Annotated in this window: 16 protein-coding genes; 10 read left to right on the top strand and 6 right to left on the bottom strand. The window is 39.2% G+C overall.

Going from position 1 to position 16,968, the window contains the following annotated elements; all coding sequences use genetic code 11:
- Positions 1-105: 105 nt before the first annotated feature.
- A complete protein-coding gene (locus CXF79_RS06520) occupies positions 106-2,937 on the bottom strand; it encodes a TonB-dependent receptor (RefSeq protein ID WP_101154465.1) in 2,832 nt (943 codons plus the stop codon).
- Positions 2,938-3,779: 842 nt separating this feature from the next.
- Between CXF79_RS06520 and lexA the strand changes: the two genes are divergently transcribed.
- The 10 genes from lexA (at position 3,780) to CXF79_RS06470 (ending at position 13,927) form a co-directional block, all read left to right on the top strand.
- Positions 3,780-4,415, top strand: a complete 636-nt coding sequence (gene lexA / locus CXF79_RS06515; RefSeq protein ID WP_011041111.1) for a transcriptional repressor LexA — start codon at positions 3,780-3,782, stop codon at positions 4,413-4,415.
- 565 nt (positions 4,416-4,980) lie between these two features.
- Positions 4,981-6,540: a cytochrome c oxidase subunit II gene (gene coxB / locus CXF79_RS06510; RefSeq protein WP_011041110.1), complete on the top strand. Its 1,560-nt coding sequence runs from the start codon at positions 4,981-4,983 to the stop codon at positions 6,538-6,540.
- Between the two features lie 11 nt (positions 6,541-6,551).
- The gene (gene ctaD / locus CXF79_RS06505) at positions 6,552-8,174 is read left to right on the top strand and encodes a cytochrome c oxidase subunit I (RefSeq protein ID WP_011041109.1); all 1,623 of its coding nucleotides are present in this window, start codon (positions 6,552-6,554) and stop codon (positions 8,172-8,174) included.
- Between the two features lie 5 nt (positions 8,175-8,179).
- Positions 8,180-8,749 carry a cytochrome c oxidase assembly protein gene (locus CXF79_RS06500; RefSeq protein ID WP_101154394.1) on the top strand — a complete coding sequence of 190 codons (570 nt, stop codon included), beginning with the start codon at positions 8,180-8,182 and terminating at the stop codon, positions 8,747-8,749.
- Between the two features lie 27 nt (positions 8,750-8,776).
- Positions 8,777-9,661 (top strand): cytochrome c oxidase subunit 3, encoded by an 885-nt coding sequence (locus CXF79_RS06495; RefSeq protein ID WP_011041107.1) that lies wholly within the window; start codon positions 8,777-8,779, stop codon positions 9,659-9,661.
- A gap of 10 nt (positions 9,662-9,671) precedes the next feature.
- Positions 9,672-10,490: an SURF1 family protein gene (locus CXF79_RS06490; protein ID WP_101154464.1), complete on the top strand. Its 819-nt coding sequence runs from the start codon at positions 9,672-9,674 to the stop codon at positions 10,488-10,490.
- Positions 10,491-10,534: 44 nt separating this feature from the next.
- Positions 10,535-11,170: a hypothetical protein gene (locus CXF79_RS06485; protein ID WP_101154393.1), complete on the top strand. Its 636-nt coding sequence runs from the start codon at positions 10,535-10,537 to the stop codon at positions 11,168-11,170.
- Between the two features lie 4 nt (positions 11,171-11,174).
- On the top strand, positions 11,175-12,230 hold the full coding sequence (locus CXF79_RS06480) for a COX15/CtaA family protein (protein WP_101154392.1): 1,056 nt from the start codon (positions 11,175-11,177) through the stop codon (positions 12,228-12,230).
- Between the two features lie 29 nt (positions 12,231-12,259).
- Positions 12,260-13,180 (top strand): heme o synthase, encoded by a 921-nt coding sequence (gene cyoE, locus CXF79_RS06475; protein ID WP_049757975.1) that lies wholly within the window; start codon positions 12,260-12,262, stop codon positions 13,178-13,180.
- 78 nt (positions 13,181-13,258) lie between these two features.
- Positions 13,259-13,927, top strand: a complete 669-nt coding sequence (locus CXF79_RS06470; RefSeq protein WP_101154391.1) for an SCO family protein — start codon at positions 13,259-13,261, stop codon at positions 13,925-13,927.
- A 23-nt stretch (positions 13,928-13,950) separates the two neighbouring features.
- Here CXF79_RS06470 and CXF79_RS06465 read toward each other — a convergent pair whose 3' ends face one another.
- The 5 genes from CXF79_RS06465 to nfuA form a co-directional block, all read right to left on the bottom strand.
- Positions 13,951-15,024: a polysaccharide deacetylase family protein gene (locus CXF79_RS06465; RefSeq protein ID WP_101154390.1), complete on the bottom strand. Its 1,074-nt coding sequence runs from the start codon at positions 15,022-15,024 to the stop codon at positions 13,951-13,953.
- 268 nt (positions 15,025-15,292) lie between these two features.
- Positions 15,293-15,574, bottom strand: coding sequence for a hypothetical protein (locus CXF79_RS06460; RefSeq protein ID WP_011041097.1), 282 nt, complete (start codon positions 15,572-15,574; stop codon positions 15,293-15,295).
- A 114-nt stretch (positions 15,575-15,688) separates the two neighbouring features.
- Positions 15,689-16,051, bottom strand: coding sequence for a VanZ family protein (locus CXF79_RS06455; protein ID WP_011041096.1), 363 nt, complete (start codon positions 16,049-16,051; stop codon positions 15,689-15,691).
- Positions 16,052-16,324, bottom strand: a complete 273-nt coding sequence (locus tag CXF79_RS06450; protein WP_011041095.1) for a hypothetical protein — start codon at positions 16,322-16,324, stop codon at positions 16,052-16,054.
- Between the two features lie 12 nt (positions 16,325-16,336).
- Positions 16,337-16,915, bottom strand: coding sequence for a Fe-S biogenesis protein NfuA (gene nfuA / locus CXF79_RS06445; protein WP_011041094.1), 579 nt, complete (start codon positions 16,913-16,915; stop codon positions 16,337-16,339).
- Positions 16,916-16,968 lie beyond the last annotated feature (53 nt).

Genomic DNA, 16,968 nt, shown 5'->3' with positions numbered 1-16,968 from the left:
TATACGCATAGGCAAACAAACTCAACTCTAAATTTGCTTGCTTATAAATACAGAGAAGAAGACTTCTTCCTGAGAAAGAAGCCTTTATATACTAGTCAATATATACTAGAAAGAGCCACGTACACCGAATGAAATACGACGTCCGCTATCAACAACCTCTAATATTTGATTAGAGAATCGACCACGATTGTGCGTATATTCTTCCGTTAAGTTAATGCCTTCAACAAAAACGGTAATTTGATCCGTGAGGTCATAACTCGCGCTTGCATCCCACTGAGAATAGGCTTCAACATAAGTTACCCCATCACCACCACCTTGCGTAAGGCTTTGCAAAAAGGTATCACGCCAGTTATAAGCAATACGACCTTGAAATGCACCACTTTCATAGAAAGCGATAAGGTTAGTTGAATCACTTAATCCTGTTAACGCAAAAACTTGCGTGATATCTGCATTATCTAATTCAGCATCACTATTAACAAGCGTGGCATTGGCGAGCAGGCCAAAACCAGAATCAAAGGTATGTTGTGCCGCTAGTTCCCAACCATCAACGACAGCTGACTCACCATTACTTGGCGCGGTATTGGTAAAGACTGCAACTTGGTCATCTGCATCTGGTGCACTGACATCACTTCCTGTAGAAGGGTCAGTTAACAAACTACTATCAGCGGTAACAAAGGTTTTAGGATTTTTACTACTGGTTATAAAGTTAGCAACATGTTTCCTGAAATAACCCGCTGAAACATAACTAGCATCCGCGTAATACCATTCAATTGACAAGTCTAAGTTATCAGAGCTAAAAGGTACTAATGCAGCATTACCACTGGAAGACTGTAAGTTACCCTGGCGCACAGTATCTAACGACGTTATTGGACGCAAGCTACTTAAAGTAGGTCGTGAAATACTTCTTGATGCGGCAACACGAGCAACGAGTTCATCTGTGATTTCTAATTTAGTACTAAAATTAGGTAAAATTTGAGCATAACTGCTACTTTCATCAAAGTCTGAAGCTGGGCCATAAACCGCTAGCATTTCAGTTGCATCAAGAATATCTAATCGCTGAACATTAGCTTGTGTTGCGCCTACAGTGACATCAGTGCTTTCGTAACGGAAGCCACCAGTAGTATAGAGAGGCATACCTGCTATCTCGCCTTCAAAATCCAGCTCTAGATAAAAAGCAGTCGTTTCTTCTTTAACTTCAAAAGAGTTATTAGTTTTTACAGCGTTAAAATCAACGCCTTCAACTGCACCTAAGAAATCGAATAATGCTTCACCATCAAATTTTAACCATTGTGAAGGTGTACGACCGCTGCCACTAACATCACTTAAAAAGTCACTTCCTGCATCAAATACTTCTTGAGGGAAGGCGCTAACATCAGGGAAGTCTTGGTAATTACAGTAGGTACAATGAATTCCGCTAGTGGTATTATCCCAAGAATTTACTGTTTTGGTTTCAGTAGAATACATAGCACCAAAACGGGCAGCAGAGAAACCAGTATCTCCATCCGATAACCAAAGACTATCCCATTTTACTTGAGTAACAACATCCTCAATTTCTTTACTGTCTCGAATCATTACATGGGCACGACTGTTGGCGGGATCTAAATAATCAGAAACCCCCGTAGGTGAGACATAATCAGGACTATTTGGATCTTGATTAACACCATCTCCTTCTTGCTGACCACTGTAAATTGAAGGGTCTGGGGTTGCAAAGTCAGAGTAATAAGGCAAAATATTACCATCAACATTCCATTGAACTCGGTTGGCATAACCTAATAACGCTAAGCTACCACCACGACCATTATTTGGTTCTCTTTTAGCTGTTGAGTTACTTAAATCAAACTTCATATTTAAGTTATCATTAACATCCCAATCAAAGTTCAAACCAATAGAAAGTGAATCAGTTAAACGATCCGCTTTTTTAGCGTGAAAGTCAGTTGCTAAACCTGTTTCTTGATACATTGAAGTGATAGTACCATTGGCATCAACAACAGCATTTTCAACATTATCAGAAGTAAACCAATGACCATAAGATGTTGTATCAGATTTGACATCAAAGTCTGAATATAATGCATCTGCGGTAATGACAAGGTTATCTGAAGGTGCATACTGCAAGACTAAGTTTGCATTGGTACGTTCACGTTTTTCTGTGGTAACCAATGAATCAAAGTTTTGCGGAATAAATATATTACCGGTATATACGTCACCGGACTCTGTTACAGGAGCGCCTTTGCCGAAAGAAGAATTTTCACGCCAACCAGCACTTTGAGCACGATTTAATTTCGTTTCACGCTCTAAATACGAGATTGCAAATAAAGCACCAAAGGTATCATCATTAAAGGTATCACTTATCAAAAGTGACGCTTGTGGGGAGGTCTCTTCACTATTACCATCATAAGTTGCTTTGACACTACCCGCTAATTTAAAACCATTAATAGCAAAAGGTTTCGCCGTTTCAATATTAACCGTGGCGCCAATACCACCTGACTGTACCGTCGCTGATGATGTTTTATGCACATCTAGGGTTTTTACCATTTCGGCAGCAAGCGTATCAAAACTAAAATCACGACCTGGATCTTCAGAGGCTTGTTGTCGACCATTAACAAGTACTGTATTGAATTGTGGACCAAAACCACGCACGGTGATTTTTTGACCTTCACCACCCGATCTATCTATCGAGACGCCAGTAATACGTTGTAATGATTCTGCAAGGTTAGTGTCCGGAAACTTGCCAATATCCTCAGCAGAAATAGAATCAACTACGCCACTAGCTTCACGTTTTGTGTCTAAAGCGCGACCAAGAGCGCCTCTAATGCCTGTAACGGTGATTTTTTCAACGTCTTTTTCAGCTGTTTTACTGTCTTCAGCATGCGCTTGGACTGAAGCTGTTGACGCTAAAATTGCAATAATTGCTGTCGATAATGTATTTTTTTTAAACATGTTATCTGTCTTCCCCAAATCATTTTTATTATTTATGGAAAGCAGACCTTGACCACTCAATGTTGCAACTAACTCCGTATCCTCAAGTAAAAGTTTAATGGCTTGTTCAATAGAATAATTGCCAGTTAACTTATTTGCCGTTATATCACTTACTTTATCAAGTGAGAAAATGAGCGTTAAGTCGGCTTGCTCTGCAAATTGAGTGAGCGATAGATCTGCTCTTTGCTGAGGAATATTGAACGAATAGGTATTACTTAATTCAGCACTTTGAACATATGGAGCACACGCTAAAGCGAGTGTTGCTGCTATGCTAGCTGAGTTAAATTTTCGTTGTTCAATAACCTCAACAGTAAGTTTTTCACTTACAAATATTAAAGACGATTGAACAAGTTTTTTCCGCCAGTGCATCGGTAACCTTTTGTTATTTTTAGTGCGTTAATGTAGCCAAACTTAAAATCATTCTGACAAAACTATATTATATTTACTAGTTAATAATCTATGTGCTGGATATAGATGATGAAAGCTAAATTATGGTCTGGTAATAAAAATAGGGCTATATAAACGAGTATATACTTGGTTAAATTTACACGTGTCAAACCACCCTGTTGTCAATTAATAGCTTACTAACCATAAACTTAATTATTAGTAGTCATGTTGATAATTCATATAAAGTCAGCTGTGAACAACAATATACTCTCATGAAAACATAGGTAGATAATCATAATGTGAGGTGATTTCTGCACGTAAACAATAATTAGTTAGATATACCTAAGCGGGGCTTGCCTTTCATCACATCCTGTATATACTACCAGTAATACTGTGTAAATTTACAGGCTAAAGCTATGATAGATTCAACTACCGAATTACGCCCACTGACTAAACGACAGCAACAGATTTATGATTTAATCAAAGCAAAGATTCAAGATACAGGCATGCCACCTACACGTGCTGAAATCGCTAATTTTTTTGGTTTCAAATCAGCTAATGCCGCCGAAGAACACTTAAAAGCTTTAGCAAAAAAAGGCTACATTGAAATGCTTGCAGGCACTTCTCGTGGCATTCGCTTGGTTGAAGAAATGCTTGAAGCAGAAGGTTTACCACTGATAGGGCGAGTTGCCGCCGGTGAACCTATTTTGGCGCAAGAGCATATTGAAGAACATTATAAAATGGATGGTAATTTATTCCATCCTGCTGCCGATTATCTCTTGCGTGTAAATGGCGAAAGCATGAAAGATATCGGTATTCTAGACGGCGACTTACTTGCTGTGCATCAAACTACTGAAGTACAGAATGGTCAAGTTGTTGTTGCCCGTGTTGAAAATGATGTCACCGTAAAACGTTTCAAACGTGAAGGAAATGTTGTCTATTTGCATGCAGAAAATGAAGACTTCTCTCCTATTAAAGTCGACTTAGCTAATCAAGAGTTTAATATTGAGGGTATCGCCGTCGGTATTATTCGAAGTGGACGTTGGATGTAATCCATCATAGCCACTGTTACAGCATTCGTCATATTTATTACCTAATTACTGCGTAATAAATATGGCGTTTTTATTTATCTTCAATATTTTCCTTTCTAAATTTCCACGTGATTTTCTGTAATTCTTAAATCCCTTTATTAGATTTAATCAAAGCTAGTCCCAGTAGAGCTCACACTCTCTTTAGAGCTATTACTCCATTGAATTAAATGGCTTTTTTATAATTCCTCAGTTATAAAATGTTTGACCTAGATCAATTTTTAGCGTAATTCTATAAATAGTAACGCATACAAAACGAACATAAAAAGAATAAAAAGACGTCTGTTTGCTAATCCTGTCACACTAGTTCACTAGTACTATGACTGATTACTCTTTTACGTCGATAATTAACTTGATCTCTAAATTATGTATATTCGTCATGAACCGTTCTATATAGCGCAACCGTGGCTAAACCGAGCTCTTGTTAGTTGATAAAAATAATAATAACAACAACAGATATTCAGTTCAGTGAGTTATGAAGTACATTGCTGCACATCTGTTCTCTATCATTGAAAAGAGGAGATGCCGTGTGGGGAAACATAAGCTAATTTGGCTAGTGTTGGTCAGCCTATTTGCCAATTCAGCCTGGGCAGAGACGCAGTTAAACCTAACTAAAGGGGTTACTGCCGTTAGTAGAGACGTATATGATTTACATATGCTAGTGCTCTATATTTGTACTGCTATCGGTATTTTAGTTTTTGGCGCTATGTTTTGGTCGATTGCTTTTCACAGAAAATCTAAAGGTGCAAAGCCTGCTGATTTTCATGAAAGTACTAAAGTAGAAATTTTATGGACAGCAATACCCATTGTTATTTTAATCGCCATGGCAGTGCCTGCTACACAAACACTGATAGCGATGGAAGACAATGAGAACTCTGATGTTACGATTCAAATCACGGGCTCGCAATGGAAATGGCATTACAAATACTTTGACCAAGATATTGAATATTATTCTGTGCTTTCCACCCCTCGCGAGCAATACCAAAACCAACAAGAAACTAGCGCCATCAAAGGTAAAAACTATTTACTTGAGGTTGATAAGCCGCTTGTTATTCCTGCTAATAAAAAAGTTAGATTTTTAATAACATCTGATGATGTTATCCATTCATGGTGGGTGCCTGCTTTTGCCGTTAAACAGGATGCTAATCCAGGATTCATCAATGAAGCCTGGACTAGAGTCGAAGAACCCGGTGTCTATCGCGGTCAATGTGCCGAGTTATGCGGAAAAGATCATGGCTTTATGCCCATAGTTGTTGAGGTAAAATCAGCTGAAGATTATGACATTTGGCTCAATGAACAACAACAACGTATCGCCGCTGCAGCAAGTGCCGAACAAGACTCATTAAACGCTTCTGTATCAAAAGAAGAACTTATGCAATTAGGTGAAACAACTTACACAGCCTACTGCTCAGCTTGTCATCAACCAACCGGTTTAGGTTTGCCGCCGGCCTTCCCTGCATTAAAAGGTAGCCCTATAGCTACAACGGGTACGATAGAAGAGCACCTCAATATTGTCTTTAACGGTAAAGCGGGCACAGGTATGCAAGCCTATGGCAAACAATTGAGTTTAAAAGAGATAGCCGCAGTCGTCACTTATGAGCGAAATGCTTGGGGCAATGATACTGGTGATATCGTGCAAGCCTCTGATGTAAAGTCTGCTGTTGATAACACATCACAAGATGCTAAAGGAGTCGTCACAATTGAAACTAACGTTGAAGATGCGGTAGAGACAATGACTGAAGAAGCACCCGTTGAGGATTTAGCTAAAGTGTATAGCCAAGATGAATTAATGGCTATGGGCGAAAAAGTTTATATGACAGCTTGTGTTGCTTGTCATCAACCAACAGGTGCAGGATTACCTCCAGCATTTCCTGCGCTTAAAGGCAGTTTGATTGCAATGGGGGATATCGCTATTCATTTAGATATGGTGCTTAACGGTAGTAAGAAAAATCCTGCCATGGCTGCTTTTGGTAGTCAATTAACCAAAACCGAAATAGCCGCTGTTGTGACTTATGAGCGTAATGCTTGGGGAAATAATACCGGTGATTTAGTACAACCTGCAGCTGTTGATGCTGCTAGTGCGAAGTAGGGGGATATAAAATGACCACAGACGTTATAGAACAAGATTCGCACGACGAACATTATGGTGACCATAAAATGACAGGCATAAAACGCTGGCTTTATACCACTAACCATAAGGACATCGGCACCCTGTATTTATGGTTTGCTTTTATTATGTTTTTAACTGGTGGCGCTTTAGCTATGGTGATCCGCGCTGAGTTATTTCAGCCAGGTCTGCAAATAGTTGAGCCGGACTTTTTTAACCAATTAACAACTGTCCACGGGTTAGTTATGGTGTTTGGTGCCATTATGCCTGCATTTACTGGCTTCGCTAACTGGATGCTTCCTATGATGTTAGGTGCCCCAGATATGGCGCTACCTCGTATGAATAACTGGAGCTTTTGGATTCTTCCCTTTGCCTTTGCTATTTTACTTGGCTCTTTCTTTATGGAAAGTGGCGCGCCTAATTTTGGTTGGACCTTCTACGCACCATTATCAACGACCTACTCTAATGGCAGTACTGCTTTCTTCGTTTTTGCTGTTCATATCATGGGGATTTCTTCCATCATGGGGGCGATTAATATCGTTGTCACCATAATGAATATGCGCGCTCCTGGCATGACATATATGAAAATGCCTTTATTTGTTTGGACCTTTTTTATCACGGCCTATTTATTGATTGCCGTCATGCCTGTGCTCGCAGGTGTAGTGACCATGTTACTTACCGATACTTATTTTGGTACCAGTTTCTTTGATGCTGCTGGTGGTGGCGACCCAGTTATGTTCCAGCATATTTTTTGGTTCTTTGGTCACCCTGAGGTTTATATCATGATTTTGCCAGCCTTTGGCATTGTCTCTACCACTATTCCGGCGTTCTCACGTAAACGACTATTTGGTTATAGCTCAATGGTTTATGCCACATCGTCCATTGCTTTGTTGTCATTTATCGTATGGGCACATCACATGTTCACCACCGGTATGCCGCTATTTGGTGAGTTATTCTTTATGTATTGCACTATGCTAATTGCCGTACCTACTGGGGTGAAAGTATTTAACTGGGTCGCTACTATGTGGCGCGGTTCATTAACTTTTGAAACACCAATGCTGTTTTCAATCGCCTTTGTTATTTTATTCACCATCGGTGGTTTCTCAGGATTGATGTTGGCGATGACACCGGTCGACTTCCAATATCACGACACCTATTTTGTTGTCGCTCACTTTCATTATGTGTTGGTTACTGGCTCATTATTCTCTCTCTATGCAGGTGCTTATTTCTGGCTACCAAAATGGACCGGTCACATGTACAACGATACGTTGAGCAAGTGGCACTTTTGGTGTTCATTAATCTCTGTGAACTTACTGTTTTTCCCTATGCACTTTTTAGGTTTAGCAGGCATGCCTCGCAGAATTCCAGATTATGCACTGCAGTTTGCTGACTTTAATAAGTGGGTCAGCATTGGTGGTTTTGCATTTGGTTTATCGCAACTTATTTTCTTAGCGGTGGTAATAAAATGTATTCGCGGCGGCGAGAAAGCACCAGCAAAACCTTGGGATGGAGCAATCGGTTTAGAGTGGACGGTAGCAAGCCCTGCCCCATATCATACCTTTAGTACACCACCATCGCAGCAAGACATTGATAATGCTGACCAACACGAGCACTAACTTGTATGAGCACTGATGATGACAAAGCCAACATAAATACCCGTACAGGTATTAGTAATAACAATAAAACAGTAAGAAAATTACTGCTTGTCGTTGTTGCTATGTTTGGCTTTGGTTTTGCTCTGGTACCTTTATATGATGTGTTTTGTGATATTACTGGCCTAAATGGTAAAACAAATGATACTGCGGCGACTTATGAAGCTGGCGGCATAGATAAACTACGTACCGTTAAGGTGCAGTTTATCACCCGAAATGCTAAAGGTATTCCATGGGAATTTGAGCCGGTCATTAATGAAATTAGTGTCCACCCCGGTGAAATGAAATTAGTCTCATTTTATGCAAAAAACAATGCTTCTCATGACATTATCGGTCAAGCAGTACCGTCAGTGTCACCGGGTTTGGCAGCCAACTATTTTCATAAAATTGAATGTTTTTGCTTTACTCAACAACCGCTAGCTGCGGGAAAAGATGTTGAGATGAGTTTGCAGTTTTATGTCGATTTAGAACTGCCTGCAGATATAAATACTTTAACTTTATCTTATACCTTGTATGACATAACCGAGAAATCGTCATAGGGTTCTACTCGAAAAAAGGGATAGAAAATGACTAACAAAGAATACGAAAGTTATTACGTACCCAGCCAAAGCCACTGGCCAATTGTCGGCGCAATAGCACTATTTATGATTGCCTTTGGTGCGGCTAACTACGTCACCGACTTAGCAAATGAAAAAAGTGGTTACGGTGGATATTTGCTTTTGGCTGGTATTGCACTTGTGGTCTATATGCTTGTGGGTTGGTTTAGTGATGTAATTAGTGAGTCGCTAACGGGTAAGTACTCGCATCAGATGGATAATTCATTCCGCCAAGGCATGAGTTGGTTTATCTTTTCTGAAGTGATGTTCTTTGCCGCTTTTTTTGGCGCTTTACTCTATTTACGAGTATTTTCTGTGCCTTGGTTAGGCGGTGCAGGTAACAACGTATCAACAGGCGCCGTACTTTGGCCTGACTTTGTTGCCCAATGGCCTTTATTAACAACCCCCGACGGCACTACTACCACAGCCATGGGTTGGTATGGTCTCCCCTTAATTAATACCGTTTTATTATTAACGTCTTCAATTACCGCTCACTTTGCTCATAGTGCATTAATTAAAAATAATCGTGGACCACTTAAAGCATGGCTTGGTCTAACGATAGTACTTGGCTTAGCGTTTATGTTCTTTCAAGTAGAAGAATACGCGCATGGTTACTCTGAAGAAATGCGACTATTTCTAGATAGTGGCGTCTATGGTAATACTTTTTATTTACTGACTGGCTTTCACGGCATGCATGTTACTTTGGGTTGTATCATGTTGATAGTCATGTGGTTTAGAGTATTAAAAGGTCATTTCACCCCAGAAAATCATTTTGCCTTTCAAGCGGCAAGTTGGTATTGGCATTTTGTCGATGTTGTTTGGGTCATGCTTTTTGTTTTTGTCTATATTTTATAAGGCCTTATTTTTGCAGACTATCAATAAGCGGAAAAAAATATTTACCCAATCATTGATAAGAAGTGCCCTTTGGTTAGGGCTAACGATTATAGTGTTTGCTGGTTTAGTTAAATTATCTTTTTGGCAGTATAACCGCGGCTTCGAGAAAGAAAAACGTGCTATCCGTATTACCCAACTTAATCAGCAATCACCATTAACCCTAAGTGAAATAGTCAAATTATCGCAGGATAAGCAATTTACCGGTAAAGAAAGTATTAATGATTTTCCGGTCACTATTACAGGTCAATTTAATGATGATTTTGTATTTTTACTCGATAATCAGGTCGAAAATAACTCTTTAGGTTACCGTGTATTTCAAGTTGTTCAAACGCCGACTAATTCCGTATTAATCAATTTAGGTTGGGTACAAGGCTCAATTGATCGAAGCATACTTCCTGATGTTACTCCTCTAAATGGACAGCATAATTTTCGTGGTCATGTACGTATTATTGAGCAAGGAATAATGCTTACAGCACAAGATTTTACTCAGCCAAGTTGGCCATTGCGGGTACAACAAATTGAACTCGATAAATTTTCTGCGCTAATATCTCCGTTAATAGATAAGCCACTACTCCCATTTGTTATCTATGTAGACCCAGAAGACAACCTTGGTTATAAAAAAAATTGGCACCCTATGGTGATGCCCGCCGAAAAACATTTCGGCTACGCCTTTCAATGGGCTGCTTTAGCTACTGCGTGGTTGATATTAATGATTTGCTTGCGGATTAAAACACAAAAATCTGCTCGTGTTTCTTCCAAAAATGCACCTGATGCTTTACAGAATATTTAAGCGAAAACATTAACAATAATAATAGAAAAATAAGGCGTTAACATATGGCTAGGTCAATAAATACAGATGATTCAAGTAATAGCAGTACTTTAACCAGTACCAATAAATTAGACCATACTTCCAACCACGCCTCACAAAAGAGAAGTCGTCGTAGTTTACTCTTGTTAATTACGGTATTTATATTGCCAATATTATTAGCCAAATTAGCCTTAGACAATCAGTGGCTAAACCTAGGCGTAACAAATCAAGGTAAGTTATTAGCGCAGCCATTGACACTAAAAGAGTTGGGTATAGATGAGTCAGAACTTGCCAAACAATGGCTTATTATTTACCGACTACCTAATACATGTCCTGAGATGTGCTTACATAGCATTGAGACTGTACATAATAGCTATGTCGCCCTAGGAAAAGATATGCCGAGGGTGTCTGCAGTGTTACTCAAGGGGAACATTTTTTCTGCCCAGGAAAGCAAACAACTGGCCAAGAGTCAGTGGAAAATACTTGCTTTAACCCCACAAATGAACAATTTACTGCATGGGCCACAAGTACTTATCGCCGATCCTTTAGGTAACGTTATTCTAAGACATCAACTACCCGAACAAGAACAACTTCAACCGGCTTTTGGTAAAGCTATTGTCGCCGATATGAAGAAACTATTGAAATATTCTAAGGTGGGTTAACTCAATGACAGAACACAGTAAAAACACACAGACACTGCGACGTTTAGTGCTGACTAGTTTACTGTTAGCCGTTGTTGTTATTGGCTTAGGTGCTTATACACGTTTAACTCATGCGGGTCTCGGCTGTCCTGATTGGCCAACATGTTATGGTTTAATCGATGTACCTGAAACGAGTATACAAATCGCTGCTGCTGAGCAAGCTTTTCCTGAACGACCTGTTGAACCAGCTAAAGCATGGAATGAGATGATTCATCGCTACTTCGCTGGCAGTCTTGGTTTGCTTATCGCTGTAATAGCGATTTTTTCAATAAAATTACGCTTTTCAAAAAGCTCAAAAGTTAGATATCCGATATTTCTACCGCTATGTATTTTATGTATTGTTACCTTCCAAGCGGCATTAGGTATGTGGACAGTAACACTGAAATTAATGCCAATAGTGGTAATGGGACATTTACTCGGCGGTTTTACCACGCTTTGTTTACTATTCTTATTATATTTACGCATTAATGCTAGAAGCAAAAAAACTCAGGGAGAAAATTTAACTGAGTCACAACTTAAAAAGTACAGTGGCTATGCGTTAATCGGCATTATTATTTTAACTGCACAAATTGCCTTAGGCGGTTGGACCTCCTCAAATTATGCAGCAATGAGCTGTGTAGAGTTACCAATTTGTCAGGGTGATTGGCTATCCGATTTAAGTTTTGAGCAGTCCTTTGATTTGATTCCCCCAAAGCAAGAGAGCTATGAATTTGGACACTTGGCACATAATGAAAGAGTCACTATTCATGTTAGCCATCGTTTTGGTGCCATCATTACCGGCGTATTTCTCGCTTGGTTAGCCATCACTATTTATCTCAAAACCAAAACGCCATCTATAAAGAGTACTGCCACTATTTTATTAAGCTTATTAATCATTCAAATAAGTTTAGGGGTTAGCAATATCTGGTTTTCGTTACCACTTAAAGTGGCTGTCGCGCATAACTTAGTTGCCGCCTGTTTAATGCTGAGTTTAATTACTTTAGCTTATAAATTAAGACAAAATTCCAAGGAGTCTCTATGAGTAAAGTAATTAATAAAACCATAACACCTATGCCATCGGTGATTAATACCGGACACCATCACTTTTCCATTAGTAACATATTTGCTAATTGGCGTGCTTATTACGACATTACCAAACCTAAAGTTGTTGCCTTATTGGTACTAACGGCATTGGTTGGCATGAGTTTATCTGTTCCTGGGGCCTTACCGTGGCAACGGCTAATACCTGCGATGCTTGGTATCGGATTATTATCTTCTGCGGCAGCCGCTATAAACCATATTGTCGATGAAAAAATTGATACTGTTATGGGTAGAACCCATAACAGACCTCTGCCTGCAGGTAAAATTAGTGTTACCAATGCCATTGTATTTGCCACCAGCATAGCCTTGCTCGGCTTTATTATTCTTTATGCTTTAGTGAATCCACTGACTGCTTTTTTAACCTTAGCTGGCTTGGTTGGCTATAGTTTTGTTTATACCATGTATTTAAAGCGTGCTACGCCACAAAATATCACTATCGGCGGTTTAGCTGGTGCTATCCCGCCATTATTGGGTTGGACAGCTATGACCAATGAAGTGGTACCTAACGCTTTGTTATTAGTTTTAATTATTTTCACTTGGACACCACCACACTTCTGGGCATTAGCTATTCACCGTAAAAATGATTATGCCAAAGTAAATATTCCTATGTTACCGGTAACCCACGGTGTGAGTTTCACTAAAACACAAATACTGCTCTATACCGTCTTACTCTTTGTAGTTTGTTTATTACCTTATTTAGTTGGCATGAGTAATTGGTTGTATTTAATCGGGGCGTGTAGTTTGAATTTGATCTTTTTTGGCTATGCTTGGCAGCTCAAGTTTAATGCAAAAGAAGGAACCGCTATGGCAACATTTAAATTTTCCATCATTCATTTAATGTTACTTTTCATTATTTTACTGCTCGATCATTATTGGCTACCAATGGGCTAGATTTGACAATCAAGTCTCAGCATCACCAACGACTTAATATCTGTAACGTCTAACAATGGCATTAAACATAGGATTTCGATGAATAAACATATTTATACTATTATTGCTTTACTCTCAATCTGTGCCGGCGCGGCTGGTTTTTATCTTATTAATAAAACAAAGCAACTATCTCTACCTGAATATGCTTTGCATTATCAGCAGGCTCGGCCAATATCAGCCTTTACCTTAACGGATGAGTTAGGACAGCCTTTTAATAATGCGCAGTTACAAGACAAATGGTCACTGGTTTTTTTCGGTTATACCTCTTGTCCTGATGTATGCCCAACCACCCTACAAAACCTCAATTTCATTTATGAGGACTTAACTAACATTGCCAGCAATAGCCAAGTGTTATTAGTTTCTGTTGATCCCAAAAGAGACAGTAGAGAAAAGCTTGAGCAATACATTGGATATTTTAACCCTAACTTTAAAGCACTTCGCGCAGAGCACGATGTACTTTTCCCCTTTTCTCGAAATTTAGGCTTGATGTACGCCATCACTAGTAAAGAGGCAAGTAAAGGCGAAGTTGAAGTACCCGCAGGAGATGAAGACTATTGGGTTGATCACAGCGCTTCACTAGTCTTAATCAATCCCGCAGGGAAGATAGCGGCAATATTTAGGCCTGAGCAAGCTGTAGGTGAAGTACCTAGTATTGATAATGAGAAGTTATTAAGCGACTATCAAAAAATAGTCGCGCTCTATAAATAATTTAGGATAAAGCGTTTACTTTTTTATAAATGGTACCAGCTGCCATCATCTTTTAAGATAAACCATGGCTTAGAATACCAATAATAGCGACCTGGCTTACTAATGCTTGCAGCCGTGCAGTTAGCTCGAACTCTCCCAATTGGCAGGTCTTTGCTAAAATTTATACTGAAACTTTTATCATCATTCCACGTGATTTTTTGCTTACCTAAACCTGAAATATAGCAATTGAGGGCTGATTTATAAAAGTCCCCCGTTTCAATAACAAAATTAATGCTTTTAGCTTCTTTGTGTTTAAAGATTGTTTCAGCTTGTTCACCCTCTAAACGAATATTAAACGCCAATGAATTTAACTTATCACGTAAACCAGAAATTTTGTCATAAGGCTTTGAAGCAGGAAAACGGGGCACGCTGGTTAAGTCTGTCGACAAATCAATCGCGCCTGATTGTTGAGAAAAAGCAACAAAGTCATTTTCTTTAGCCCATGCTTGTATCGCTACATCATATTCACCATAAGGATAAGCATAATATCGCCAGCTTTGGCCGGTATTTTCTTTAATCACCGCTTCAGCTTTTAATAATAGTTCTGTTTGTTTACTCAGCCATTGTGTTTGCGTTAACCCCTCAGTAATTCGCGCCATAGAATCATGTTCATAACCATGGTTAGCAATAATCACACCTTCATCTGAAAGCGCTTTGAGCTGGATCCATGATAAATAATGGGAAGCATCATTTTTTTCGTTACGAGCGATAATGCCTGGATTGACATAAATGGTATACGGAAATGCGAACTTATCTAAGATGGGCTTAGCTTGCGTTAACACATCAATATAAGCATCATCAAAGGTAATAGCGACACTTTTATCGGGTAAAGCTTGTTGGTTTTTAATGCCTTCAATTAACTCAGATAAAGGCACCACTTTAAAATTATTATCTTTAAGATATTGTAAGTGCACTTCAAATTGCTTTGGGGAAATACTGGTGCTTGCTGGGGTGCTATCGCTAACATGATGGTACTGTAAAACTACTGCTGCATGACTGCTGAGCGCAACGCTCAATAATAATGAAACTGAAACTAGTGTCCGCAACATATACTTCATGGTATATACCTATAAAAATCAGATGAGATAAAATAACGTTTTTTACTTTAAAGCACTAGAACTTTAGGCGTTATTTTGGATTAAAACTAGCCGTACGATCAACTTAAGCACCTATTTTATCTGTCTTCTCGTTGATCCTATCAAATATTACTATACCACTGTACGGCTTAGTTGATACCGCCGCAATAAGACAGCTTGAATATGCATAATCGTTGAGTGGCATTAGCATTGGCGCCATACTCATCGCTACAAAAGAAAGTGCTTGATATCATTTTTTATCATCAAGTTCTTTCGGGGTAGGCTTTAAGTTTGGAATACTCGTACTACCCATCGCTTGACAGACAACACCAACAGCTACACAAAAAAAGGTAGTTGCGCCAAGCGCGGCTTTAATATCGGCTTCAACATCATTGCCATAAATAATTGTTACCACTGCGCCAATAGCAGCCAAGCCAAAACTTCCTTTTGCGATGATTGACGATATTTTCTGCCATAATCGCTTTGGTGGATGTGCTACCGGAAGGTGATGCGCAGGAGTTTCTTTCGACATAAGGTAATTGGCTTAATGAGGTAACAGTAGAGGAATACTAACATGCCAAGAGGTATCAAGCTTGATGCCGGTCAACTATTAATTCATCGTCTGTATGTGTTGTGTAATCAAGTGTTACTTAGTGTTACTCACAGTGAAATACTCAATGATCTTAGCGAACATAATGCCACACGCCAAACCTGCAACATTCGCAGCCATATCAAGCCATTCGCCATACCGATTAACATAAGGCTGAATCAATTCAATAGCACCACTAAAGCCAGCAAAGCCTAACGTAATCCATAACCAGTATTTAGGTTTTCGTAATGCTACTGGGAACATTAATGCGCCATAAGAGATGAAATGATGCGTTTTATCACTACCCGGGACTTGAGGTAAATATTCAGCAGGCCATAAAGACAAAGTAGCGATAGCAGTAAGTAAGAAAACAGTTAAGTGAAGCCAATATTGTTTTATAAAATCAGTTATTAAGATCATTTAATGGGAATTTTTTTCGGTTGGACGTTTATTAGCGGGTCGAGTTCGATAAAGAATATTTAACCAACGATTGGCAAAAATACCCAGATATCCCCATGCGGCCAATAAGCAAGCGATAGCCAGTGTTATGATGCCAACAATTTGCCAAAGGTGGTGATAAAAGTATCCCAACGCAACAAAGAGTAAACCAATAACAAAAAGGCCAAGTCCACGTAAAAACAGCGTTAAACTGTATTGTGGATTTTGGCCTATTTTTTCTAATATTTTATTCATACAAACTAAATTTTAGTAATACGAATGGTCACCGCGTTCATGCTCTGTAGCATCTTTAACGCCTTTAATTTCGCCAGCCATTAATTCAATTAATTGCTTTTCAATACCATCTTTTACCGTAACATCAATTTGTGCACAGCCATTACAGCCACCACCAAATTGCAATACAGCATAACCATCGTCGGTAATTTCGACTAAAGTACACTCGCCGCCATGACCTGCTAACTGAGGGTTAACTTCTGCTTGTAAGAAATAATGCACGCGTTCAAATAGTGGAGCATCATCAGCAACTTTACGTAATTTAGCGTTTGGCGCTTTCAAAGTAAGCTGTGAGCCCATTTGATCCGTGGTAAAATCAATTTCTGCGTCTTCTAAAAAACCTTTGCTGTCAGCATCAACCATCGCTGAAAAACCTTCAAATGGCAGTTGAATATCATCGGCTTCAACCGCGTCAGGTGGACAATATGAAACGCCACATTCAGCTTTCGCTGTGCCAGGATTTACAACAAAAACTCGAATATGGGTACCTTCAGCTTGTTGCGAAAGTAATTTAATAAAATGCTGTTGAGCATTTTCTGAAATAGTGATCATGGTGTTAGCTCTCTTTCTCTCGGATACTTTTATTACTTTAAAATTACTTTAAA

The organism is Colwellia sp. Bg11-28 (genome assembly GCF_002836245.1).
GTDB lineage: Bacteria > Pseudomonadota > Gammaproteobacteria > Enterobacterales > Alteromonadaceae > Colwellia > Colwellia psychrerythraea_A.
Note: the sequence above shows the minus strand (reverse complement) of the source record. Positions and strands in the feature narration are given on the sequence as shown.